General features: G+C 73.6%; 18 protein-coding genes. 6 read left to right on the top strand and 12 right to left on the bottom strand.

Features of this window, described 5'->3' with window-relative positions; translation table 11 throughout:
• Positions 1 to 9: 9 nt before the first annotated feature.
• Positions 10 to 654 (top strand): aggregation-promoting factor C-terminal-like domain-containing protein, encoded by a 645-nt coding sequence (locus HTZ77_RS28415; RefSeq protein WP_328808814.1) that lies wholly within the window; start codon positions 10 to 12, stop codon positions 652 to 654.
• 70 nt (positions 655 to 724) lie between these two features.
• Positions 725 to 2,722: a glycosyltransferase gene (locus HTZ77_RS28410; protein ID WP_175592766.1), complete on the top strand. Its 1,998-nt coding sequence runs from the start codon at positions 725 to 727 to the stop codon at positions 2,720 to 2,722.
• A gap of 43 nt (positions 2,723 to 2,765) precedes the next feature.
• Here the strand turns inward: HTZ77_RS28410 and HTZ77_RS28405 are convergent, their stop codons facing one another.
• From HTZ77_RS28405 to HTZ77_RS28385, 5 genes are read right to left on the bottom strand one after another with little or no spacing between them, the layout of a single operon-like run.
• The gene (locus HTZ77_RS28405; protein WP_175592765.1) at positions 2,766 to 3,929 is read right to left on the bottom strand and encodes an alpha/beta hydrolase family protein; all 1,164 of its coding nucleotides are present in this window, start codon (positions 3,927 to 3,929) and stop codon (positions 2,766 to 2,768) included.
• Positions 3,929 to 4,999 carry an alpha/beta fold hydrolase gene (locus tag HTZ77_RS28400; RefSeq protein ID WP_328808813.1) on the bottom strand — a complete coding sequence of 357 codons (1,071 nt, stop codon included), beginning with the start codon at positions 4,997 to 4,999 and terminating at the stop codon, positions 3,929 to 3,931. Before HTZ77_RS28400 ends, HTZ77_RS28405 begins: the two co-directional genes overlap by 1 nt.
• Complete coding sequence (locus HTZ77_RS28395) at positions 4,996 to 6,267, bottom strand: MFS transporter (protein ID WP_175592764.1); 1,272 nt, start codon at positions 6,265 to 6,267, stop codon at positions 4,996 to 4,998. Before HTZ77_RS28395 ends, HTZ77_RS28400 begins: the two co-directional genes overlap by 4 nt.
• Positions 6,268 to 6,321: 54 nt before the next feature.
• Positions 6,322 to 8,205, bottom strand: a complete 1,884-nt coding sequence (locus tag HTZ77_RS28390; protein ID WP_328808812.1) for a helix-turn-helix domain-containing protein — start codon at positions 8,203 to 8,205, stop codon at positions 6,322 to 6,324.
• Positions 8,206 to 8,236: 31 nt separating this feature from the next.
• Complete coding sequence (locus tag HTZ77_RS28385) at positions 8,237 to 8,998, bottom strand: SDR family oxidoreductase (protein WP_175592763.1); 762 nt, start codon at positions 8,996 to 8,998, stop codon at positions 8,237 to 8,239.
• 244 nt (positions 8,999 to 9,242) lie between these two features.
• Between HTZ77_RS28385 and trpD the strand changes: the two genes are divergently transcribed.
• A complete protein-coding gene (gene trpD / locus HTZ77_RS28380; protein ID WP_175592762.1) occupies positions 9,243 to 10,277 on the top strand; it encodes an anthranilate phosphoribosyltransferase in 1,035 nt (344 codons plus the stop codon).
• Positions 10,278 to 10,316: 39 nt separating this feature from the next.
• Here trpD and HTZ77_RS28375 read toward each other — a convergent pair whose 3' ends face one another.
• The 3 genes from HTZ77_RS28375 to HTZ77_RS28365 all read right to left on the bottom strand — a co-directional run bounded on the left by HTZ77_RS28375 (position 10,317) and on the right by HTZ77_RS28365 (position 14,470).
• Entirely contained in the window at positions 10,317 to 11,714 is a 1,398-nt protein-coding gene (locus tag HTZ77_RS28375) for a class II fumarate hydratase (RefSeq protein WP_175592761.1), read from the bottom strand.
• 64 nt (positions 11,715 to 11,778) lie between these two features.
• Positions 11,779 to 13,305, bottom strand: coding sequence for a serine/threonine-protein kinase (locus HTZ77_RS28370; protein WP_175592760.1), 1,527 nt, complete (start codon positions 13,303 to 13,305; stop codon positions 11,779 to 11,781).
• Positions 13,306 to 13,339: 34 nt separating this feature from the next.
• Positions 13,340 to 14,470, bottom strand: a complete 1,131-nt coding sequence (locus HTZ77_RS28365; protein ID WP_175592759.1) for a serine/threonine-protein kinase — start codon at positions 14,468 to 14,470, stop codon at positions 13,340 to 13,342.
• A 693-nt stretch (positions 14,471 to 15,163) separates the two neighbouring features.
• On the opposite strand from HTZ77_RS28365, the gene HTZ77_RS28360 reads away from it, so the two are divergent.
• On the top strand, positions 15,164 to 15,352 hold the full coding sequence (locus HTZ77_RS28360) for a DUF5999 family protein (RefSeq protein WP_175592758.1): 189 nt from the start codon (positions 15,164 to 15,166) through the stop codon (positions 15,350 to 15,352).
• A 110-nt stretch (positions 15,353 to 15,462) separates the two neighbouring features.
• On the opposite strand, the gene HTZ77_RS28355 is transcribed toward HTZ77_RS28360, so the two are convergent.
• Together HTZ77_RS28355 and HTZ77_RS28350 are read right to left on the bottom strand one after the other, a co-directional pair.
• Positions 15,463 to 17,115 (bottom strand): fumarate hydratase, encoded by a 1,653-nt coding sequence (locus HTZ77_RS28355; protein WP_175592757.1) that lies wholly within the window; start codon positions 17,113 to 17,115, stop codon positions 15,463 to 15,465.
• 59 nt (positions 17,116 to 17,174) lie between these two features.
• Positions 17,175 to 18,089: a DMT family transporter gene (locus HTZ77_RS28350; protein ID WP_175592756.1), complete on the bottom strand. Its 915-nt coding sequence runs from the start codon at positions 18,087 to 18,089 to the stop codon at positions 17,175 to 17,177.
• A gap of 69 nt (positions 18,090 to 18,158) precedes the next feature.
• Between HTZ77_RS28350 and HTZ77_RS28345 the strand changes: the two genes are divergently transcribed.
• Positions 18,159 to 19,646 (top strand): aminotransferase-like domain-containing protein, encoded by a 1,488-nt coding sequence (locus tag HTZ77_RS28345; protein WP_175592755.1) that lies wholly within the window; start codon positions 18,159 to 18,161, stop codon positions 19,644 to 19,646.
• Positions 19,647 to 19,689: 43 nt separating this feature from the next.
• Here HTZ77_RS28345 and HTZ77_RS28340 read toward each other — a convergent pair whose 3' ends face one another.
• A complete protein-coding gene (locus HTZ77_RS28340; protein WP_175592754.1) occupies positions 19,690 to 20,847 on the bottom strand; it encodes an MFS transporter in 1,158 nt (385 codons plus the stop codon).
• 61 nt (positions 20,848 to 20,908) lie between these two features.
• Positions 20,909 to 21,541: a DUF998 domain-containing protein gene (locus tag HTZ77_RS28335; protein WP_175592753.1), complete on the bottom strand. Its 633-nt coding sequence runs from the start codon at positions 21,539 to 21,541 to the stop codon at positions 20,909 to 20,911.
• 193 nt (positions 21,542 to 21,734) lie between these two features.
• Here HTZ77_RS28335 and HTZ77_RS28330 point away from each other — a divergent pair, with 193 nt between their 5' ends.
• Positions 21,735 to 22,382: a DUF1707 SHOCT-like domain-containing protein gene (locus HTZ77_RS28330; protein ID WP_175592752.1), complete on the top strand. Its 648-nt coding sequence runs from the start codon at positions 21,735 to 21,737 to the stop codon at positions 22,380 to 22,382.
• The last annotated feature ends 42 nt before the right edge of the window (positions 22,383 to 22,424 follow it).

The raw sequence follows: 22,424 nt of genomic DNA, 5'->3' as shown, positions 1-22,424 counted from the left end.
TCCTCGCGCGTGAGCCCGAAGCGGGTGCTCGGCATCGGCCTGGCGGCCGTCGTCGTGCTCGGCGGCGGAGGCTTCACCGCCTACCGCGCCGTCCAGAACGCCAACGCGCCCCGCGCCGCCGAGCCCATGTCGATCACCGACATGGGCGCCCTGGCCAGCGGGCAGTTCGGCGGGGACGACCGCAAGACCGACGCCCTCAAGGAGGCCGCGGTCCAGGCGTACAAGGCCGACAAGCTCAAGGACTCCCGTTCCGGGGCGAAGACCGGATTCGACTGGGTCGAGGTCAAGAAGAAGGCCCCGGGCGGCAACGGCTTCCCGCCCGCCAACTTCCCGCCCGGCAGCACCCCGTCGCCGGGCAGCAACAAGGCCATCGCGCGGTCCATGCTGGCCGGCGCCGGCTTCGGCGCCGACCAGTGGGGCTGCCTCGAACGGCTCTGGCAGAAGGAGAGCGGCTGGAACGAGCGGGCCATGAACCGCTACTCCGGCGCGTACGGCATCCCGCAGTCCCTGCCCGGCAGCAAGATGGCCTCGGCCGGCGGCGACTGGCAGACCAACGCGGCCACCCAGATCAAGTGGGGCCTCGGCTACATCAAGGGCCGCTACGGCACGCCGTGCGGCGCCTGGGGACACTCGCAGTCCACGGGTTGGTACTGACAGGTCATCTTTCCCTCAGCAATCGGCAAGCCGCCGCGTCCGTCCACGCGGGCGGGCGCACGCTGGCCCCATGGCTGTGAAGGTCAGTGTGATCGTCGATGTCCACAACCCGGGTGATTCGGCCGACGCGTGCCTGCGGTCCGTCCTGGACCAGACGCTGCCCGCCGACGACTACGAAGTGATCTTCGTCGACGACGGGTCCACCGACGGGATCGCCGAACGGCTCGACACCGTCGCCGCAGTGCGCCGCAACGTCCGGGTCCTGCACCTGCCGCACAGCGGCTCGCCCATGAGGGGACGCAACGTCGGCATCGCGGCGGCCAAGGGCGAGTACGTCTACCTGATGACCCAGGGCGACCGGCTGGCCCGCGAGGCGCTGGAGCGCATGTACGACCGGGCCGTGGAGACGGACGCCGACGTCCTGGTCGGGCGGCTCGCCCGCGACACCGGGCCGCCCATGGGCGCCTTCCAGCAGAGCCGGGCCCGCGCCGACGTCCTGCGCGACCGGCTCTTCTCGCTCCTCACCCCGCACAAGCTCTACCGGCGCGCGTTCCTGGAGCAGCACGCCCTCGCCTTCGCCGCGCCCGGCGGCCAGCTCGCCGAGCAGGCGTTCTCCGTGCGCGCCTACCTTGAGGCCAAGGTCGTCGCCGTCCTCGCCGAGCAGGTCTGCTGCCACCTGGGCGAGCGCCCCGAGCCCGACGAGGACCCCGCCACGGTCGTGGCCGAGCTGCGCGAGCTGCTCGACGGCATCGACGCCCGCATCGGCGAGGGCCGCCACCGCGACCGCATGCACGCCTACTGGTTCCGCTCCACGGCGCTGCGCCCGTTCCTCACCAGCAGGTTCGCCGGCTCCTCCATCGACCGCGGCATGCACTTCACGCTGCTCAGGGAGCTGGTGCTGGAGCGCTTCCCCGAGCGGCTCGACCGCTATCTGCCGGTCCACCTGCGCGCCGTGGCCGCGCTCCTGCGGGCGGGCCGCCTCGACCAGCTCGTCCTGCTGGCCAACTCCACCCGCCGCGCGGGCCTGGGCGCCGACCTGACCGAGGTCCGCTGGGACGGGCAGGTGCTCGTGCTCGGGCTCACCGTCGAGGTGCTGGGCGGCGACGGCCGGCCCACCGTCTTCCGCGCCGACGGCGACCGGCTGCACTGGATCCCGCCCCGCTCGCTCGACCCCGCGCTGCTGCCGGACGGCGTCACCGACGTCACCCAGGCGGTCGAGCGAGCCCGCATCGAGGTCTACGTCCGGCACTCCGAGACGGGCGTCATCCACTTCCTGCCCGTCGCGTACCGGGTGGAGCGGGTCGCGGACGGGCGCCGCCACATCCGGGTGCGCATCGTCGGCGAGGCCCGCGTGGACGCCACCGAGGCCGCCATGGGCCGGCCGCTGCGCTCCGGCCAGTGGGAGGTCCACGTCCGCATGTACGGCGGCGCACACCAGGCCCGCAGCCGCGTGCGCCGCTCCGAGGGCCCGCTCAACTGCCTCGGCGTGCTGGCCGAGCGCCCGAAGACCCGCCTGGTGGTGCCGTGCTGGACCGACGAGGGCGAGCTGGGCCTGGCCGTCGAGCCGCGCTCGTTCGCCGAGTCCATCGCGCTGGTCTCGCCGGGCGTCACCGTCAGGCGGCAGGAGGGCCATCTGTACGTCGTGCTGCCGGTGCCGTACGTGCCGCCGAGCGGCGGGCCGCCGCTGGAGCTCGTGCTGCGCGGCACCGGACGCCGGGCTCGCGAGGTGAGCGCGCCCGCCCTCGTCGAGCCGGGCCTGGCCGGCCGCATCGCCGGCCAGCTCGTGGCCAAGCTGCCGATCCGGCGGATGTTCGCGCCGCCGGACGTGCTCGGGCCGGGCCGGTGGCTGCCGTCGCTGCGCACCGCCGAGGACGAGGTGGGGCTGCGGTTCGGGCTGGAGATCCGGCGGGGCGCCGTCATGGTGCGCCCCACCGCCGCCGTGGACCCGGGCCGCCGCTCGCCGCTCGGCCGCGACACGGCCCTGCACCGGATCGGCCGGCGCCTGCCCGGCGCCCGCCACCTCGTACGGCTGGCACGCGCGGGCAGGCACCGCTACCTGAAGGACTGACGCCTACCTGAAGGACTGACGCCCGTACCGCGAGGATCGGCGCCTACCGGCCGGTCCACTCCTCCAGCTCGGCGAAGGCGTCGCGGAAGGCCGGCAGCATCGGCCTGAGCCGGTCCGGGTGGACGTCCACCAGGCTGTCGAGGTGGTTGCCGCCCTCCACCCGGTGGTAGCGGAAGGGCCGGTGCGGGCCGACCATCCGCGCGTAGACGTCGGAGTCGCGCTCGATGGGCAGCAGCGAGTCGAGCGTGCCGTGCAGCGTGATGAGCGGCTTCGTGATGCGCCCGGTCAGCGCGATCCGGGCGACCGCCGCGTAGGGGCGGCGCGTGTCGTAGTCGTAGTCGGCCGCGGCGCCGTCGTAGGACGGGTCGAGCTCCTTCTGGTAGAGCTGCTGGGTGAGCTCCCAGTAGTACTGCCGGTGGAACGGCCACAGGAACTCTGAGCCGGCCGCGAAGCCCGCCTGCCGCACGCCGGTCTCGTCCGGGTACGCCCTGAGCGCCTCCGGCAGGTAGTTCAGCAGGTTGTCGCCCTTGACCCGCCAGAGCGTGCCCTCCCAGTCGACGCCGCCGTCGTAGAGCCATCCGCGGTTCTCCAGCTGCCACCTGACCAGGTAGCCGCCGTTGGAGATCCCGGCCATGTACGTCCGCCTCGGGGCCCGGCCGTATCGCTGGGCGGTGACGGCCTTGGCGGCGACCGTGAGCTGGGTGACCCGCTCGTTCCACTCGGCGATGGCGTCGCCGGGGCGCCGGCCGTCGGTGTGGAAGTTCAGGCCGGTGTTGCCCTTGTCGGTGGCGGCGAAGGCGTAGCCCTTGGCCAGCACCCAATCCGCGATCGTGAAGTCGTTGGCGTACTGCTCCCGGTTGCCGGGCGTGCCGGTGACGACGAGGCCGCCGTTCCAGTGCTCGGGGAGCCGGATGACGAACTGGGCGTCGTGGTTCCAGCCGTGGGTGGCATTGGTGGTGGAGGTGTCGGGGAAGTAGCCGTCGATCTGGACGCCGGGGACGCCGGTGGGGTTCACCGTGGCGGCCGAGTGCAGGCCGGCCCAGTCGGCGGGGTCGGTGTGCCCGGTGCGTACGGTGCCGGCGGTAGTGAGGTCGTCCAGCTCGGCCGTGACGGCGCGCTCGGCGCCCGGCACGGTCAGCGGCCGGGCCTGGGCCGCGGCGGGTAAGGGCGTGAGCAGGCTCGCGACGAGGGAGAGGGCGACGAGCATCAGGCCTCCAGGAGGTGCCGGGCCAGCAGGCGCCGGAAGTCGTCGGGGCGTTCCAGGTGGGGGCTGTGGCCGCACTTGTCCAGCACCGCCTCGCGGTACGGGCCGTAGCGTTCCAGCACGGCCCGGGTCTGGGTGATCATCGGCTGGGCGGGGGTGCCGGGGGAGCCGGGCACCACGCCGATGGCGCCCAGGTGGGCCAGGTCGAACAGGGAGGTGTCGGAGACGATCACGTCGTCGGTGCCGCGGATCCACAGGACGGGCGGCTTGGGGGTGATCTCGTGCAGGTCGTCGATGCGGAAGCGGGTCGGCGCCAGCGCGTTGAGCACGCCGCGCCGGCCGGGCGCGACGCCCGGCCAGGCGGCCGAGGTGGCGGCGTCGCCCGGGTAGTGGTCGTCGCCGACGCGGGTGGTGAGCATGGCGGCGACGTAGCGGTCCTCGTCGTCCACCGGGCTCGCCACGTACGCGGCGCGGAACACCGAGCGCGGCGAGGCCGGGTCCTCGTCCGACAGGTCGCCGCCCTTCAGCCGGGCCACGAACTCCGGGTTGACCGCGCCCGCGCCCGACCCGGCGCCGTCGGGATGGGTCAACCGGCCGTCCGGCCCCTCGGTGCCGCCGAACCCGTACGGCGAGATCGGGTTGACCAGCGTGACGGACCTCACGGCGGCGGGCCGCTCGCGCAGCATCTGCAGCACGACCCCGCCGCCGAGGCTCCAGCCGACGAGGTGGACGGCGGGCAGCTCCAGCGCGTCCACCAGCTCCAGCAGGTCGTCGGAGAAGTCCCGCAGACCCCGGGTCGCGTCGATCGGCTCCGGGTCGGTCCCGCCGAAGCCGCGCAGGTCCGCCGCGAGCGGGCGCAGGCCGTCCGGCAGCGCGGCCATGCTCGTGTGCCAGAACGCCGAGGAGGAGACGTTGCCGTGGACGAACAGCACCGGCGCGCCGGTCCGGCCCTCGACGGTGACGACGTGCTGGGTGAGCCGCCGCGTCGTGACCCGCGTGGAGACGAACACCGGCGCGGTGTCCACGCGCGCCTCCGGCGCGGTGTTCACGCGCGCCTCCGGCGCGGTGTTCACGCGCGCACCTTCTCGGCCAGGTCGCGGCCCTGGGTCTCGCGGGCGGCGAAGACGGCGACGAGGGTGAGGACGGCCGCCGCACCGAGGTAGACCGAGATCGGCAGGCTGCTGCCGAAGTCCTTGAGCAGGGCCACCGCGATGATCGGGGCCAGCGCCCCGGCCACGATCGCCGAGAGCTGCGCGCCGATCGACACGCCCGTGTACCTCATCCGCGTGCCGAACAGCTCGGAGAAGAAGGCCGCCTGCGGGCCGTACATCATGCCGTGGAAGAGCAGGCCGACCGTGACGGCCAGCGTGATCGCCAGGAAGTTGCCGGTGTCCACGAGCGGGAAGAACGCGAAGATCCACACCCCGATCCCGGCCGCGCCGGCCAGGTAGATCGGGCGGCGGCCCAGCCGGTCCGACAGGGCGCCCCACATCGGGATCGTGACGAAGTGGATGGCCGAGGCGATCAGCACCGCGTTGAGCACGGTCGAGTTCGCGATGCCGGTGGTCTTGGCGTACGTGATGACGAAGACCGTGATCAGGTAGAACGAGATGTTCTCCGCCAGCCGCGCGCCGATGGCGATGATCACGTCGCGCCAGTGGTGGCGCAGCACGCCGACGATCGGCGCGGTCGGCTCGGGCTCGGCCTGCTGGAAGACCGGCGACTCGGTGATCGACAGCCGGATCCACAGCCCGATCAGCACCAGCACGCCCGACAGCAGGAACGGCACCCGCCAGCCCCAGCTCAGGAATGCCTCGTCCGACTGGGTGGCGGCCAGGATCGCCAGCACGCCGGTCGCGAGCAGGTTGCCGCCGGGCGCGCCCGCCTGCGGCCAGGAGGCCCAGAAGCCGCGCCGTTCGGCGTCGCCGTGCTCGGAGACGATCAGGACCGCGCCGCCCCACTCGCCGCCGAGCGCGAAGCCCTGCACCAGCCGCAGCGTCGTGAGCAGCAGCGGCGCTGCGGCGCCGACGCTCACGTACGTCGGCAGGCAGCCGATGAGGAACGTGGCCGCGCCCATCATGAGCAGGCTGACCACCAGGAGGGTCTTGCGGCCGACCCGGTCGCCGAAGTGACCGAAGACCAGGCCGCCGAGGGGGCGGGCGATGAACCCGACGGCGTAGGTGAGGAACGCGAGGAGGGTGCCGGTCAGCGGATCGGCCTCGGGGAAGAACAGCTTGTTGAACACGAGGGCGGCTGCCGAGCCGTACAGGAAGAAGTCGTACCACTCGATGGTGGTGCCGATCAGGCTGGCGCCGACGACCTTCTTGATGGAAGTGGCCATGCCGTCACGCTAGGGAGTGACGGGGGTCACTCATATGGGGGCGAAGCCCACAGTCTACGGCTCCGATGTGTGGCCGAGGCGGTGCAGGCGGAGCGCGAGCTGGATCTCCAGGGCCCGCTCCGGATCGGACCAGCCCTCGCCGAGCAGCTTGCCGATGCGGTCGAGCCGTTGCGTGACGGTGTTGACGTGGATGTGCATGGTCTCGGCCGTACGGGAGGGCGAGCCGCCCGTGCCGAAGTAGGCGGCGAGCGTGGCGGCCAGCGCGGTGCCCCGGCGGGCGTCGTAGTCGACGACCGGACCGAGCACCGAGGCGACGAATCCGCGCACGTCGCGGCCCTCGCCGATGAGCAGGCCGACGAAGCCCAGCTCGGCGGCGCTCGCGCCGTCGCCGGCCCGGCCCAGCGCGACCAGCGCCTCCGCGCACCGCCGCGCCTCCTGGTAGGCCGCCGCCACGACGCCCGCCCGCACGGCCCCGCCGCTCGTTCCCGTGCCGCCCGCCCGTGAGGCCCCGGCCGTGGCGGGGGAGCTCAGCGACGCGCTCAGCTCGGCGGCGACGCGCTGCGCGAGCGCGCCCGCGTCCTCACCCGGCAGCAGCAGCACGACCTCGCCGGCCCGGCCCGCGGCCAGCCCGCGCCGCACCGCGGCCTGCGACGACGCCCAGAACGCGGCCCGCTCCCGCTGCCCGTCGTGCCGCGCGACCACGACCACGTGCGGCGCGCTCAGGTCGACGCCCAGCCGCCGCGCGCGGTCCGCCAGTCCGGGCGTCTCCGGGCGGGAGATCAGGTCGTCCAGCAGCTCGCCCCGCACCCGTCCCTCGGCCTCGGCCACGCTCCGGCGGAACAGCAGCAGCAGCGCGCACACCAGCGCCGCCCGCTCCAGGATCCGCTCGTCGGCGTCGTCGCTGCGCAGCACCAGCGTGCACAGCGGCTCCCCGCCGACGTCCACCGACGCGATCCGCAGGTCGCCTTTGCGCACCGTACGGCCCAGCGCCCGCGACGCCTGCGCGGCCTCGAACACGCCCGCGTCCAGCTCGCCCACGGCGCCGTCGAGCGGCCCGGCGATCGGCCGGCCCAGGTCGTCGAGCACGGCCAGCGACCCGCCCAGCACGTCGGTCACCACGGCCGCCACGTCCTCGATGCCGCCGCCCCGCAGCACCACCGAGGTCATCCGGTCGTGCGCGAGCGCGGCCCGCTCGACCGCCTCGGCGTGCGCGCGGGCGGTGCGGTGCGCCGTGGACAGCTCCTCCAGCGCGTTGCGCGTCTCCTGGAGCAGCCGGGCGTTGTCGATGGCGACCGCCGCGTGCGCCGCCAGGCTCGCCAGCAGCGACACCTCCTCCTGGTGGAACGGCCGGGCGCTGCGGTCGGCGGCCATCAGCACGCCGATCACCCGTTGCCCCAGCCGCAGCGGAACGCCGAGGATCGCGACCAGCCCCTCCTCCTGGACGGCCTCGTCGATGTGGTCCTTGTGGTGGAACCTGGCGTCGGCGAAGTAGTCGGCCGTCGCGTACGGGGTCGCCGACTGCGCCACCAGGCCGCCGAGCCCGGCGCCCATGGCCAGCCGCAGCGCCCGGAACTTCGCCGAGATCGACCCGTCGGTGACCCGCATGTACGTGTCGCCCCGCTCGGGGTCGTGCAGGGTCATGTACGCCGTGTCGGTGGCCAGGAGCTGTCTGGCCCGGTGGACGATCGCCTCCAGCACCGCGTCGAGGTCGCGCAGCGCGGCCAGGTCGCCGGCCGTGTCGTACAGGGCGGACAGCTCCGCCTCGCGCCTGGCCCGCCGCCTCAGCAGGGCGCGCACCTTGAGCGCCTCGACCTTGGCGCGTTCGAGCTCCTCGATCGTCGCCGCGTCGGCCCCGGCGGCCCGCGCCTCGATGATCGGCCCCTCGAACTCCACCGCCGAAGCCTCACGCCCCAGCAGCTCCAGGTAGCGAGTGATCACGTGCTTGTCGCCTCCACCTTCAGGGAGGCCGCTACCGGGCCGTCCAGCCGCCGTCCACGGGCAGCGAGACGCCGGTGATGAACGAGCCGCCCGGCCCGCACAGGTACGCGACCAGCTCGGCCACCTCCTCCGGCTCGATGAGGCGCTTGATCGCCGCGGGCCTCAGCATGATGTCCTCGACGACCTTACCGGGGGCGATGCCGTGCGCCCTGGCCTGGTCGGCGATCTGGTCCTCGACGAGCCGGGTGCGCACGTACCCGGGGTTGACGCAGGTCGAGGTCACCCCGTGCGGGCCGCCCTCCAGCGCGATGGTCTTGGACAGCCCCTCCAGCGCGTGCTTGGCCGTCGTGTACGCCGACTTGTACGGCGAGGCGCGCAGCCCGTGGACCGACGAGATGTTGACGAACCGGCCCCACTGCCGGGCGTACATGCCGGGCAGCACCCGCCGCGCGATGAGGAACGGCGCCTCGACCATGACCCGCAGCATGGTGGAGAACACCTCGGGCGGGAACTCCTCGATGGGCGCCACGTGCTGGAAGCCGGCGTTGTTGACCACGATGTCCACGTCGGCGGGCAGCCGCTCGGCGAAGCCCGCCTCGCCCAGGTCCGCGAGCACGGCCGTGCCGCCGATCCCGGCCGCCACCTTCCCGGCGGCGTCGCCGTCACGGTCCACGACGAGCACGTGCGCCCCGGCGGCGGCCAGCCGTCGCGCGCAGGCGGCCCCGATGCCGCCGCCGGCCCCGGTCACCAGCGCGGTCCGCCCCGACAGCTCACCGGTCACTTCGTTCGCCATACCTCGACCCTAAGCCCGGGGCTCGGCACGGAGCATGGGGCCGGGCCACACAGATCATGATCCACATATGTGGCCGGACCCGGATGGTACGATCTGCGGCATGACCGCGTATTCGCACCAGTGGTGGCCCGCCTCCTAGGCGGACCCGCACGCGCATACGCATCCCGGCCGCCTCGACGAGGCGGCCGCCCGCATGTCCGGGACGCCCCCCGTCGAGCACCTCGACCAGCGAAAGGGCGTTCACATGACGATCACCTGGGCCTCCCTGCTCGGCACGCTCCTCGACGGCGCCTCCCTCCGGGCGCACGAGAGCGCCTGGGCGATGGAGCAGATCATGTCCGGTGCGGCGACCGACGCCCAGATCGCGGCCTTCGCCGTGGCCCTGCGCGCCAAGGGCGAGACGGTGGCCGAGGTGACCGGCCTGGCCGACGGCATGCTGGCCCGCTCGTACGCGATCAGGGTGCCGGGCGAGACCGTGGACCTCGTCGGCACCGGCGGCGACCGGGCGGGCACGGTCAACGTCTCCACCATGGCGGCCGTCGTGGCCGCGGCGGCCGGGGCCCGCGTGGTCAAGCACGGCGGCCGGGCCTCCTCCTCGACCACGGGCGCGGCCGACGTGCTGGAGGCGCTGGGCGTGCGCGTGGAGCTGCCGCCCGCCGAGGTCGTGCGGGTCGCGGAGGAGGTGGGGATCACCTTCTGCTTCGCCGGGACGTTCCACCCGGCGATGAGACACGCCTCGCCCGTGCGGCGCCAGCTCGGCGTGCCCACGTTCTTCAACTTCCTCGGCCCGATCACCAACCCGGCGCTGCCCGCCGCCCAGGCCGTGGGCGTCGCCGACGCCCGCATGGCACCGGTGATCGCGGGCGTGCTGGCCGAGCGCGGCTGCTCCTCGCTCGTCTTCCGCGGCGACGACGGCCTCGACGAGCTGACCACCACCGGCCCGTCCACGATCTGGGTGGTACGGCGGGGCACGGTCACCGCGACCCCGTTCGACCCCGCCGACCTCGGCGTCCCGCGGGCCCGTACGGAGGACCTGCGCGGTGGCGACGCCGAGCACAACGCCGCGGTGGCCCGCGCGGTCCTGGCGGGCCGGCCGGGGCCGGTGCTCGACATCGTGCTGCTCAACGCCGCCGCCGCACTGGTGGCCGCCGAGGGCACGCCGCCCGCCGCCGAGCTGACGCCGGCCCTGGAGGCGGCCCGCAAGCGCGCGGCCGACGCCGTCGACTCGGGTGCCGCCGCCGCGCTCCTCACCCGCTGGGCCCGCGCCACCGATCGCTGAGCCCCGATCGGCGAACCCTGGCCGGTGAGCCCCGGGCGGTCAGTCGTCCTTGTCGGAGTTCGTCATCGCCAGCACGTCGAGGACCGCGTCGAGCTGCTCCTCGGTGATCTTCCCGGACGCCACGTGGCCGCGCTCGACGACCACCTCCCGGATCGTCCTGCGCTCGGCCAGCGCCTGCTTGGCGATCTTCGCCGCCTCCTCGTACCCGACGTACCGGTTGAGCGGCGTGACGATCGACGGCGAGGACTCCGCGTACTCGCGCATCCGCTCGACGTTGGCCGTGATGCCCGCCACGCAGCGGTCGGCGAGCAGCCGCGAGACGTTGGCGAGCAGCCGGATCGACTCCAGGACGTTGCGCGCGATCACCGGGAGCTGCACGTTGAGCTCGAACGTCCCCGAGGCGCCCGCGAACGTGATGGCGGCGTCGTTGCCGATGACCTGCGCCGCCACCATGGCCGTGGCCTCGGGGATCACCGGGTTGACCTTGCCCGGCATGATGGACGAGCCGGGCTGCAGGTCGGGCAGGTTGATCTCGGCGAGGCCGGCGCGCGGCCCGGAGCCCATCCAGCGCAGATCGTTGGCGATCTTGTTGAGGGAGACCGCCACCACCTTGAGCTGGCCCGACAGCTCGACGATCGAGTCCTGCGCGCTCTGCGCCTCGAAGTGGTCCAGCGCCTCGCGGAACGGGATGCCGGTCGCCTCGCGCAGCTTGGCGATGGCCTTCTCGGCGAACCCGGGCGGGGTGTTGATGCCGGTGCCCACGGCCGTGCCGCCCAGCGGCAGCTCCAGCACGTGGCCGAGCGCCGACTTCACCCGTACCAGCCCGTGCTCGATCTGCGAGGCGTAGCCGCCGAACTCCTGCCCGAGCGTCACCGGCGTCGCGTCCATCAGGTGGGTCCGCCCCGACTTCACCACCTGGTCGAACTGGAGCGCCTTGGCCCGCAGGCTCGCCGCCAGGTGCTCCAGCGACGGCAGCAGGTGGTAGGTCACCTCGGTCGCCGCCGCCACGTGGATGGAGGTGGGGAAGACGTCGTTGGACGACTGCGAGGCGTTGACGTGGTCGTTGGGGTGGACGGGCCGGCCCAGCCGCTCCTGGGCCAGGTGGGCGATCACCTCGTTGGCGTTCATGTTGGACGAGGTGCCGGAGCCCGTCTGGAAGACGTCGATGGGGAAGTGGTCGTCGTGCTCGTTCTCGGCGACGTCGGCCGCGGCCTGCGCGATCGCCTCGGCCAGGTCCTTGTCCAGGACGCCCAGCTCGGCGTTCACCTCGGCGGCCACGGCCTTGACGAGGCCGAGCGCGGCGATGTGCGACGGCTCCAGCGGCCGTCCGGAGATCGGGAAGTTCTCGACCGCCCGCTGGGTCTGCGCGCGCCACCTGGCCCCGGCGGGCACGCGCACCTCGCCCATCGAGTCTGTTTCGATACGGAACTCGCTCATGCCCCCAGTCTGTCCCACGAGGCCCGTCTCAAGCCGGATCGCGCGCGGTCGGCTCGGCGGGTGCTCAGCCCTGCAGGACGGCCACGATGAGGATGGCGATCATGACGGCGGCCGCGGCGGCCACCCCCATGAGGACGAGCATGCCCGTGCGGTTGCCCGTGGGACGCTCCTCGGGCCCGGCGATGGCGAACAGGTCGGTGCCGAGCCCCTTGGAGTCGGGCCGCTCCGTGGACATGCCCTGCGGCCCCTGAGGGCCCGGCGGATACCCCTGAGCGGGCCCCGGGTGGGACACCGCGTGCCCGGCGGGCACCGGCCGCGGAGGCTGCCCGCCCGGCGGCACGGGACGGCCGGGCTGCTGCGCCGGCGGGTAGACCTGGTGGCCGGGGGCGTTGTAGGGCCGCGGCGTCTGGATGCGCTGGGTGGCCATGGCGCCCTCGTCCACGGGCGCGCCCGGCTGCGGGCGGCCAGGGAGCGGGGTCTTGGGCCGCTTCAGGGCCACGGTGCGCTCCGGGTCGTGCCTGGGCTGCCCGCCCTCGCCGCCGGGGCCCTGCGCGGCGGGCCGTCCACCCGGCGCCCCCTGCGGTCCGGCGCTCTGCGGGCCGGAGCCCGGTGCGGCGGCCGACCGGCCGCCCTGAGGACGCGCACCCGCTCCCTGCTGGGGGCCGGACGCCCCCGGCGTCCTGGAGCCGCTGGCGGGATGGCTGGCGTCGGGCACGGAGGTCTCCTGACCGGTCGGGCTCTCGGCGGTGATGACCGGTATCTCGTGGGTGGGCGTGTCGGCGACCATCCGCAGCATGGTCTCGGCCTTGGCCGCGTTCAGCCGCTTCTTGTGGTCCTTGTGCAGCAGCCCGGTCAGCACGGGGCCGAGCTGTCCCGCCTGGGTGGGCGGGTCGGCGTTCTCGCTCAGCAGCGCCGCGAGCGTCTCGGCGATCGAGGCCCGCTCGTACGCGGGGCGTCCCTCGACCGCGAAGTACAGCGTCGCCCCGAGCGACCAGATGTCGGACTCAGGCCCGGTGTACTCGCCCCGGGCCCGCTCCGGCGCGGTGTAGCCGGGAGAGCCGATCACCATGCCGGTCTTGGTCAGCTTGGGGTCGCCCTCGGCCTTGGCGATGCCGAAGTCGGTCAGCACCACGCGGCCGGTCTCGGTGATGAGCACGTTTCCCGGCTTGACGTCGCGGTGCGTGATGCCCTGGGCGTGCGCGGCGCGCAGCGCGCCGAGCAGGTCGACGCCGATCTCGGCGACCAGCCGGGGTGGCAGCGGCCCCTCCTCGTCGATGACCTGCTCCAGGGATCGCGCCTCGACCAGCTCCATGATGATCCAGGGGCTGTCGTCCTGGATGAGCACGTCGTGGATGGCGGCGACGGCGGGGTGGCTGATGCGCGCGGCGATGCGACCTTCGCGGACCATGCGCTCACGCAGCTCGGCGCGCTGCTCCTCGGTGAGCCCGGGGTCCTGCCGGATCTCCTTGACCGCCACCTCGCGGCCGAGGGCGCGGTCCCTGGCACGCCACACCGTGCCCATCGTCCCCCGCCCGAGCGGCGAGATCAGCTCGTAGCGCTCGGCGAGCACACGTGTCTGTGGTTCCGGCATGAGAAGAAGATATCTATTTCGCTTGGAAAGTGCTTTAGCCTCGCTTGCGAAGTTCTCTTGGCCAGAACCGCCGAGGAAGGAACAACTTTATCACCGTCGTCATGAAGCGGGCATAAATCGAGGGAACCGCTGGTCGGGGCTCCACGCGCCGGCGATGGACGCCCTCGCCGGGCCTGCGCTCCTGCCGCGGAGAGGGCACCGGGACCGGCGCCGCCATCGTGTCGGCCCTGCCCATGGCGTCGGCCCGGTGCAGCCCGCGGTGCGCGGGCCTGCGTGGGAAAGAGGGCACGGTCACCGCCTGCGCCTGCCGTGCGGGCCGGCGGGAGGCCAGCGGCTCCTCGGCCGAGCCGCCCGCCGCCACCCGCGCCAGCATGAGCGAGGCGCGCACGGAGTCGAGGCGGGTCTGCGGGTCGATGCGGAGCAGCGCGTCGAGCACCGGCGCGAGCGGGCCGGCCTTGGTCATGGGGATGGGCTCGCCGCTGGTCAGCGCGGCCAGGGCGGCGGCGGCCGTACGGCGGCCGTGCAGGCCACGGCCCTCCACGGCGGTGTAGAGCGTCGCGCCGAGCGACCACAGGTCGCCGGCGGGGCTGGCCTTGGCGCCGAGGACGCGCTCCGGCGCGATGTAGCCGGCCGAGCCCAGCACGATGCCCGCCTGCGTGATCGAGACGTCGCCCTCCAGCGCCGCCAGACCGAAGTCGGTGAGCACGGCCCGGTCGTCGGTGACGAGCACGTTGCTGGGCTTCACGTCGCGGTGCAGGATGCCCTTGGCGTGGACGGCGCGCAGCGCGCCCAGGACCTGCCGGCCGATCTCCGCGACGCGACGGGGATGGAGCGGTCCTTCCTGCTGGATGAGCTGCTCCAGGGACCTCGCGTTCAGCAGCTCCATGACGATCCACGGCCGGTCGTCCTCGGTCACGACGTCGAAGACCGTGATGACCGACGGGTGCGCCACCATCGCCGTGGCCCGGCCCTCGCGCTCGGTGCGGGCGCACAGCTCGGCCCGCAGCTCCTCGTCGAGCACCGTCGGCAGGCGCACCTCCTTGACCGCGACGTAGCGGTCGAGCAGCTCGTCGTGCGCCCGCCACACGGTGCCCATGCCGCCGCGTCCGACCGGTTCGAGGAGCCGGTAGCGCGCGGCGAGAAGGTAACCGGAGGGCGCACGCATGCCTGGCAGCTTACCTATTTGTGTAAACCGACCAGTAGAGGCCCGGCCGATAAAATGTTGCGAATCCAAGTCAACCCGTCTGACTCGCCGCGTCAGCGAGCCTGTTCAAGCGCCCCCATGGGCACGCGAACTGTCGTGCCCGTCCACATGGTGGGGGTCCGGGTGGCCTCGCCGCAAGAGACGCGCGAGACCCGGTTCGTCCGCGCCCGCCGCCCTTCCCCGTCGGAACCGCCGGGGCTCCCGCCCCTCTCCGGGCGGAGCGGAATGGCGTTCTCCCAGCTCCAAGGCCCTTTTCGCGGTGGCTCGCCCAGGTGCGGAGAAATGCCTATTACGCCGATAAAGGGGTTCGTGCCGTCGGGGCAAGGGCCGCGCGGGGAACTCTGGGGTGCGGTAGGCCGGTTGTAAGGGTGTCGTAAGGGGGTGGGGGCAGAGTGAAGCTACTTACGAGGCGACTCCTCAAGAATCCGGAAAGTGTTCGCCACGATCGGCAGAATGGGGAGCACGCGTCGGAGGTACGACCAAGTCAGCGACCATGACGGCTTCACCCGAAGGACGTGATGAGGATGCGCCAGACCCAGGTTCGCCCCCGGCCCAGGAAGCCGGCCGGTCCATCCCTCGACCTTCGCACGCCGTCGGGGCGCAAGCTGCCCTTCTGAAAACCCCATCGCAGGAGCGTCCTCTGAGAGGTGCACGATGTGCTGTCACTTCCCCCTCTGCCCCGCCGCCGGATCGCCCGACCGTGAGGCGGCCCACGTGATCTCGGCCCATCCCGACCAGGGCTGGAGCCTGCTCTGCAACGGCGTCGTGCTCTTCGAGGACACCGGCCTCCTGTTGCCCGACGGCACCGTCGTGGCGCCCCACCGCGCCCCCGCGCTCGCCTGACCCACGAGAAACCCGGGAGGCGCAGTCGTGAGGCCCCGGCCGGCGGGCCGGCGGGGCCTGATCACGACTCCGGTCGGGCCGGCGGGCTCAGATCGGCCCGTGCGCCCCGATCAGCGGCGGCCGATCGACAGCACCGGGCCGGTGCGGTCGGTGAAGAAGTCGTCGCCCTTGTCGTTCACGACGATGAACGCGGGGAAGTCCTCCACCTCGATCTTCCACACCGCCTCCATCCCCAGCTCCGGATACTCCAGGACCTCCACCTTCTTGATGCAGTCCTGCGCCAGCCGGGCCGCGGGGCCGCCGATGGAGCCCAGGTAGAAGCCGCCGTACTTCTGGCACGCCTCGGTCACCTGCCGCGACCGGTTGCCCTTGGCCAGCATGACCATCGACCCGCCGGCCGCCTGGAAGCGCTCCACGTACGAGTCCATCCGCCCGGCCGTGGTCGGCCCGAACGAGCCCGACGCGTAGCCCTCGGGCGTCTTGGCCGGACCCGCGTAGTAGACCGCGTGGTCCTTCAGGTACTGCGGCATCTCGCCGCCGCCGTCGAGCAGCTCGGCGATCTTGGCGTGGGCGATGTCCCGCGCCACGACGAGGGGGCCCGTGAGCGAGAGCCGCGTCTTGACCGGGTACTTCGTCAGCTCGGCGAGGACCTCCGCCATGGGACGGTTGAGGTCGATCTTCACCACGTCGTCGGAGAGGTGCTCGTCAGTCGTCTCCGGCAGGAAGCGGGCCGGGTCGGTCTCGAGCTGCTCCAGGAAGACGCCCTCCGGCGTGATCTTGGCCAGCGCCTGCCGGTCGGCCGAGCAGGAGACGGCGATGGCCACGGGGCAGGAGGCGCCGTGGCGAGGCAGGCGGATGACCCGCACGTCATGGCAGAAGTACTTGCCGCCGAACTGGGCGCCGATGCCGAGCTTCTGGGTGAGCTCGAAGACCTTCGCCTCCATCTCCAGGTCGCGGAAACCGTGCCCGGAGGGCGAGCCCTCGGTGGGGATCGAGTCGAGGTAGCGGGCGCTGGCGTACTTGGCGGTCTTCAGGGCGTACTCCGCCGACGTGCCGCCGACGACGATCGCCAGGTGGTACGGCGGGCAGGCGGCCGTGCCGAGCGAGCGGATCTTCTCCTCGAGGAAGGCCAGCATGCGCTTCTCGTTGAGGACCGCCTTGGTCTCCTGGTACAGGAACGACTTGTTGGCCGACCCGCCGCCCTTGGCCATGAACAGCAGTTTGTACTCGTCGGGGTGGCCGTGGGGGTCCTCGGCGTAGAGCTCGATCTGGGCGGGCAGGTTGCTGCCCGTGTTCTTCTCCTCCCACATGGTCAGCGGGGCCATCTGGGAGTAGCGCAGGTTGAGCCGGGTGTAGGCGTCGTACACGCCGCGTGCGACGTGCTCGGCGTCGCGGCCGTCGGTCAGCACGTGGCGGCCGCGCTTGCCCATGACGATCGCGGTGCCGGTGTCCTGGCACATGGGCAGCACGCCGCCGGCCGAGATGGAGGCGTTCTTCAGCAGGTCGAGCGCCACGAACCGGTCGTTGCCGCTGGCCTCCGGATCATCGATGATCTTGCGGAGCTGGGCCAGGTGCGACGCGCGCAGGAAGTGGGAGATGTCGTGCACGGCCGTCTCGGTGAGCAGCCGCAGCGCCTCGGGGTCGACCTCCAGGAACGTACGGCCGGCCGCCTCGACTCTCCGCACCCCCTCCGATGTGATCAGCCGGTACGTGGTGTCGTCGGCGCCCAGCGGGAGAAGATCGGTGTAGTCGAACTCGGCCATGCCCATCCTTTCGATCCCCCAAAGCGTACGCCCACGCGGGGCGCACTCCCGCCCGGCCGTCAGGTGCGCTCGGTCACCACGCGCGGCGTGGAGCCCGGCGACCCCGGCGAGCCCGGGGACGCGGCGGGCGGCGCGGGACGGCGGGCGGTGAGCCCGATGACGATGCCGCCCACGACCAGCCCCGCGCCGAGCAGGTCGTAGCCGGACGGCGTCGCGATGCCGAGCACCGCCCCCGTCGCGATGGCCCCCACCGGGATGAGGCCCGCGAACAGCCCCGCCCGTCCCGGCCCGAGCCGCGGCAGCGCCGAGTACCACAGGAAGAACGCCACCACGGTCACCACGAGGGCCAGGTAGGCGAACCCGGCCGCCTCCGCGAGGCTCGGCGCTCTCAGCATGCCGGACCCCTCCGTGACCAGCCCGATCGTCGCGAGCATGGGCACGGCCAGGGCGGTCGAGTACGCGCTCACCCGCATCGCCCCCAGCCGGGGCAGCAGCGGGATGGCCAGCAACGAGAAGGCGATCTCCCCGGCGAACGCCCCGAGCGCCCACAGCAGCCCGGTCAGGTTGCCGCTGCCGAGCCCGGTGGCCAGCGTCGCGCCCGCCACCACGACGCCCGCGCCCGCGAGCAGCCGGGGCGCGGGCCGCCCGCCGGCCAGGGCCAGCGCCAGCGGCACGGCGCCGAGCACGGTGCCGACCAGCGCGGGCCCGGCGGCCCGGGCCGACTCGGTCACGCACACGTTGAACAGCGCCAGGCCGGTGAACGACAGCGCGCCGAGCAGCGCCCACTCCCGCGGCGTCAGCCGGACGAACCGCTGTCCCGTGGCCCGGACCATGGCCAGCAGCACGACCGCGGCGACCAGGTAGCGCACCGCCTGCCCGCCGTACACCGGATAGTCCTTGACCAGGCCGGACACCCCGGCCAGCGTCCCCACCAGGAACATCGCGCACGCGGCGCCGACGACTCCGTTGCTCATGTCCGAGGATGCTAGGGAGACAATGGTCCACGCAAACAGTCCAATCCTCTGCGGTGAACGGGGACCAATATGGGCGATCTGTACGTCCCGCTGGACCATGAGCGGGGCGGCGTGGCCGCGCAGGTGGCCTCCGGCCTGCGCGAGGCGGTCGGCTCGGGTCGGCTGGCCCCCGGCGACCGCCTGCCGTCCAGCCGTGACCTGGCGGCCGACCTCGGGGTGTCGCGCGGGGTGGTGGTCGAGGCGTACGAGCAGCTCGTCGCGGAGGGCTTCCTCGTCTCGCGGGTCGGCTCGGGCACCCGCGTGGCCCCCGCCGCCACCCGCGGCCGCGCGGTCGCGGCGGAGCTCCCGGAGTCGTACTGCGACTACCAGAGCCGGGCGACCTCGCCCGATCTCGGCCACTTCCCGCGCGAGCGCTGGCTGGCGGCCCTGCGGCACGCCCTGGCCACCATCCCGTCCGACGCCCTCGACTACGGCGACCCGGGCGGCATCCCGGAGCTGCGCGAGGAGCTGGCCGGCTACCTGCGGCGGGTGCGCGCCGCCGAAGTGGACCCGGCGGACCTCATCATCGTGGGCGGCGTCGCCCAGGGCCTCAGCCTGGTGCTCCACGTGCTGGCCGAACGCGAGGGCCGCCTGGGGGCGACCGACAGGGGCGGCAGGCCCGGAGCGGCCGACAGGGCCGGCAGGGCCGGAGCGGCCGGAAACGGTGGCCGGCCCAGGCCGGGCGGACGCGCCGGCCGGATCGGGCTGGCCGTGGAGGACCCGACCAGCCAACGGCAGGTCCCCCTGCTGCGCCGCGCCGGAGCCGACCTGCTGCCGGTGCCGGTGGACGGGCGGGGCCTCGACGTGGCCGCGCTGCGCGAGCGCCCGGCCCGGGCCGTGCTGGTCACGCCCGCCCACCAGTACCCGACGGGCGTGGTGCTCTCGCCCGGCAGGCGGGCCGCGCTCGTCGAGTGGGCGCGCGAGAGCGACGCGGTCGTGCTGGAGGACGACTACGACGCCGAGTTCCGCTACGACCGCGACCCGGTGGGCTGCCTGCAGGGGCTCGCCCCCGACCGCGTGGTGCTGGTGGGCAGCGTCAGCAAGGCGCTGGCGCCGGGGCTGCGGCTCGGCTGGGTCGTGGCCCCGCCCGCGCTGGCCGGGGCGGTCCGGCTGGCGCGCAGCGAGTTCGACCTCGGCTCACCCGTGATCGAGCAGTACGCGCTGGCCGGCTTCCTGCGCACCGGCGGCTACGACCGGCACCTGCGGCGCATGCGCCGGGAGTACCGGCGGCGCAGGGACGCCCTGGTCAGGGCGCTGGCCGAGCACCTGCCGGAGGTCCGCGTCCGGGGCATCGAGGCGGGCCTGCACGCCCATCTCGACCTGCCGGCCGGCTGGGACGAGGAGCGGGTGGTCGCGGTGGCGCGGGAGCTGGGCCTCGCGATGGAGGCCGTGGGCCCGATGCGCTTCGCGCCGGGCCGCCCGGCGGTGGCGGCGGGCTTCTCCCGGCTGCCGGTCCACCGGGCGGCGGAGGCCGTACGAGAGCTGAAGCTCCGCATGTCGGCAGGGGCCGCGGGCTGAGGCGTCAGACCACGGGCTGAGACGTCAGGCCGCGCTGAGGCGTTCAGGCCGCAGCCTTGACCGCGGGCTCGAAGCCCCTGGCCAGCACGATGATCACGCCCGCCAGCACGAGCGGCGCGGCGAACGCGATCCGCATGTCGAAGGAGTCGGCCAGGGCCCCCACCAGTGCCGCGCCGACGATGAACCCCACGTAGTTGAACAGGTTGACCCGGGCGATGGCCACGCCCGTGCCCGCCGGGTCCAGCCGGCCCGCCGCCGAGAACGACTGCGGCGCCACCACCGACAGGCCCACGCCGGTCAGCCCGAACGCCACGATGGCCAGCGGCTGGCTGGGCGCGACCACGATGCCGACGAAGCCGAGCGTCGCTATGGCCCCTCCGATCCGCACGATGGCCGCCGAGCCGTACCGGCGCACCGCGAGGTCGCCGCCGAGGCGTACGGCCAGGGTCGTGGCCTGGTAGGCGGCGTAGGCCAGCGGGACCACGCCGGGGGAGGCGGACAGGACGTCCTTCATGAAGACCGTGCTGAAGTTGGAGACCGCGGCGTCGCCGACGTACAGGAAGCCCATCGCCAGGCAGAGCGGGATGATCGGTCGCCACGGGAACCGGGCGCCGGACGCCGCCTCCGTGTGCTCGACCTTCTCCTCCTCGACCGTGCAGAGCCGCGGCCCGGCGTAGAGCGAGGCCGCCACGGCCAGCACCATCGGCACGCTCATGACCACCCCGAGGTCGAGGCCCGACGCGGCCGACGCCCACAGCGCGCCGAACAGGCTGAAGACGCTCCACACGCAGTGGAAGCCGTTGAGCACGGCCCGGCCGTACCTGCGCTCGACGGCCACGCCCTGCATGTTGATGCCCGCGTCGACCGCGCCGACCGCCAGCCCGAACACCAGCAGCGCGACCACCAGCACCGGCACGTTCGGGGCGAGCCCGGCGAGCACCACGCCCGCGGCCACGGTCGGCTGCGCGGCCCGCAGCAGCGGCTTGCTGCCCCGCCGCGCGGCGTAGGAGCCGGCGGCCACGCTGCCGACCCCCGCGAAGACCGGGACGACCAGCAGGAGGAGGGTCAGTGTGCCCTCGTCGAGGCCGTGCCGGTTCTGCAGGTTGGCGACCTGGGTGAGCAGGGTGGCGAACGACAGTCCCTGCACGGCGTAGGCGACGTACGTGGCGATGCGGGCCTGGAAATCACGGGGGGTCGGCACGGCGGCCTCCATGTGGGGGGGTTGAGCGCGGGGGGTCCAGCAAACGTGAGGCGCGGTCAGGTTAGCGTTCGACCGGCCCTTTCGCCAGGGCGCACGCACCCAGAGCCACCACGGCGGCCACCTCCGTGGCGGCCAGACCGCGTTCCACCAGGCCGAGCGGCATGACCTGCCACCACGCCAGGCCGCTGCGCGCCCCCACCAGCACCACCGCGACGATGCCCACGACCCACAGCACCGAGCCCAGGCCCAGGCCGAAGGCGGCCAGCGCCGGACCGCGCCGCCCGGCGTGCCGCCAGGGGCGGGCGATGACCAGCGCCGCCACCGGCAGGCTGAGGAACGCCACCAGGCTCCCCACCCGGTGGATGCTGCCGCTCAGGCTCGGGCCGACCGACCAGTCGTGCTTGGGGAACCAGGCCGTCACCAGCAGCCCGACGCTCCACGCCATCAGCGCGAGCGTGCCGAGCACGCCCGCGAGCCGGGTGCGGGCCAGCGCGACGCCGATGGCCGCCGACCCCGCCGCGAGCAGCGCGACGCCGAGGCCGAAGACCCAGCCGTACGTGCCGAGGCCGTGCTCGCTGATGGTCCTGCGCAGCGGGTTGATCTCGCCGGTCCCGGCCCCGGCCAGGTCCAGACCGGCGACCACCGCCACGCCGGCGCCCACCGCGCCGAGCCCCCATCGCGCCGCCTGCCGCACCAGCCGCCTCCCTCCGGGCCGCCGCCGGGCGGCGTGCCTTGCTCCGGTCAACGGGCGAGCCCGCCGCCGGATTCCGCCCATGGCCGCCCATGGCCGCCCATGACCGTACGAAACCAGGACTCGTACGGACTCGTCACCTTGGCCGGACCCGCGGCGGCCAGCACGCGGGCCTTGCGCCGGATATCGTCGAGATGTGAACGAGCGCCCGGGAGCCTGGCTGCCCCGCCTGCAGGAGGTCGGCGAGCGACTGGCCGAGGAGTGGATCAGCGCCCGGCGCCCCGCCAGGCCCGACACTCCCCAGCCGCAGGAGCTGCGCGCCTCCGACGACGACCGCGAGCGCGTGGCGCAGGTGCTCCAGGACGCCCACGCCGACGGCCGGATCACCCTGGAGGAGCTGGAGGAGCGGCTCGGGATCGTCTACTCCGCCCGCACCCTCGGCGACCTCGTGGACCTGACCGCCGACCTGCTCCCGGCCGACGAGCAGCCGCTGCGGCTCGACGGCCGGCCGGTGTCGGCGTTCTTCAAGCAGGAGCAGCGCGGCGGGCGCTGGGTGGTGCCGGCCGAGCTGGACGTGACCGCCATGTTCGGCACGACCAAGCTCGACCTGCGCGACGCCATCCTCCAGAACCGGCGCATCGTCATCAACGCCACGCTCGTCTTCGGCGGGCTGGAGATCCACGTGCCGGAGGACCTGGAGGTCATCCGGGTGACCAAGGACAAGACCGTACGGCTGACCAAGCAGCCCACCGAGCCGGGCGCGCCCGTGGTCGAGGTGCGCACCACCAACTTCGCCGGCGACGTCAAGGTCAAGGAGCCACCCCGCCGCAAGCGCCGCCGCTGACGGAGCCCGGGCGCCCGCGGGTTCGGCCCGCGGTGTCGAAGT

Source organism: Nonomuraea montanisoli (assembly GCF_013363975.1).
Taxonomy (GTDB): domain Bacteria; phylum Actinomycetota; class Actinomycetes; order Streptosporangiales; family Streptosporangiaceae; genus Nonomuraea; species Nonomuraea montanisoli.
Note: the sequence above shows the minus strand (reverse complement) of the source record. Positions and strands in the feature narration are given on the sequence as shown.

Excerpts from the sequence above, each read along its gene's own strand:
- HTZ77_RS28410 (WP_175592766.1), top strand. The coding sequence starts at position 725 with ATGGCTGTGAAGGTCAGTGTGATCGTCGATGTCCACAACCCGGGTGAT.
- HTZ77_RS28405 (WP_175592765.1), bottom strand. The coding sequence starts at position 3,929 with ATGCTCGTCGCCCTCTCCCTCGTCGCGAGCCTGCTCACGCCCTTACCC.
- HTZ77_RS28395 (WP_175592764.1), bottom strand. The coding sequence starts at position 6,267 with ATGGCCACTTCCATCAAGAAGGTCGTCGGCGCCAGCCTGATCGGCACC.
- HTZ77_RS28385 (WP_175592763.1), bottom strand. The coding sequence starts at position 8,998 with ATGGCGAACGAAGTGACCGGTGAGCTGTCGGGGCGGACCGCGCTGGTG.
- trpD (WP_175592762.1), top strand. The coding sequence starts at position 9,243 with ATGACGATCACCTGGGCCTCCCTGCTCGGCACGCTCCTCGACGGCGCC.
- HTZ77_RS28375 (WP_175592761.1), bottom strand. The coding sequence starts at position 11,714 with ATGAGCGAGTTCCGTATCGAAACAGACTCGATGGGCGAGGTGCGCGTG.
- HTZ77_RS28370 (WP_175592760.1), bottom strand. The coding sequence starts at position 13,305 with ATGCCGGAACCACAGACACGTGTGCTCGCCGAGCGCTACGAGCTGATC.
- HTZ77_RS28365 (WP_175592759.1), bottom strand. The coding sequence starts at position 14,470 with ATGCGTGCGCCCTCCGGTTACCTTCTCGCCGCGCGCTACCGGCTCCTC.
- HTZ77_RS28360 (WP_175592758.1), top strand. The coding sequence starts at position 15,164 with ATGTGCTGTCACTTCCCCCTCTGCCCCGCCGCCGGATCGCCCGACCGT.
- HTZ77_RS28355 (WP_175592757.1), bottom strand. The coding sequence starts at position 17,115 with ATGGCCGAGTTCGACTACACCGATCTTCTCCCGCTGGGCGCCGACGAC.
- HTZ77_RS28350 (WP_175592756.1), bottom strand. The coding sequence starts at position 18,089 with ATGAGCAACGGAGTCGTCGGCGCCGCGTGCGCGATGTTCCTGGTGGGG.
- HTZ77_RS28345 (WP_175592755.1), top strand. The coding sequence starts at position 18,159 with ATGGGCGATCTGTACGTCCCGCTGGACCATGAGCGGGGCGGCGTGGCC.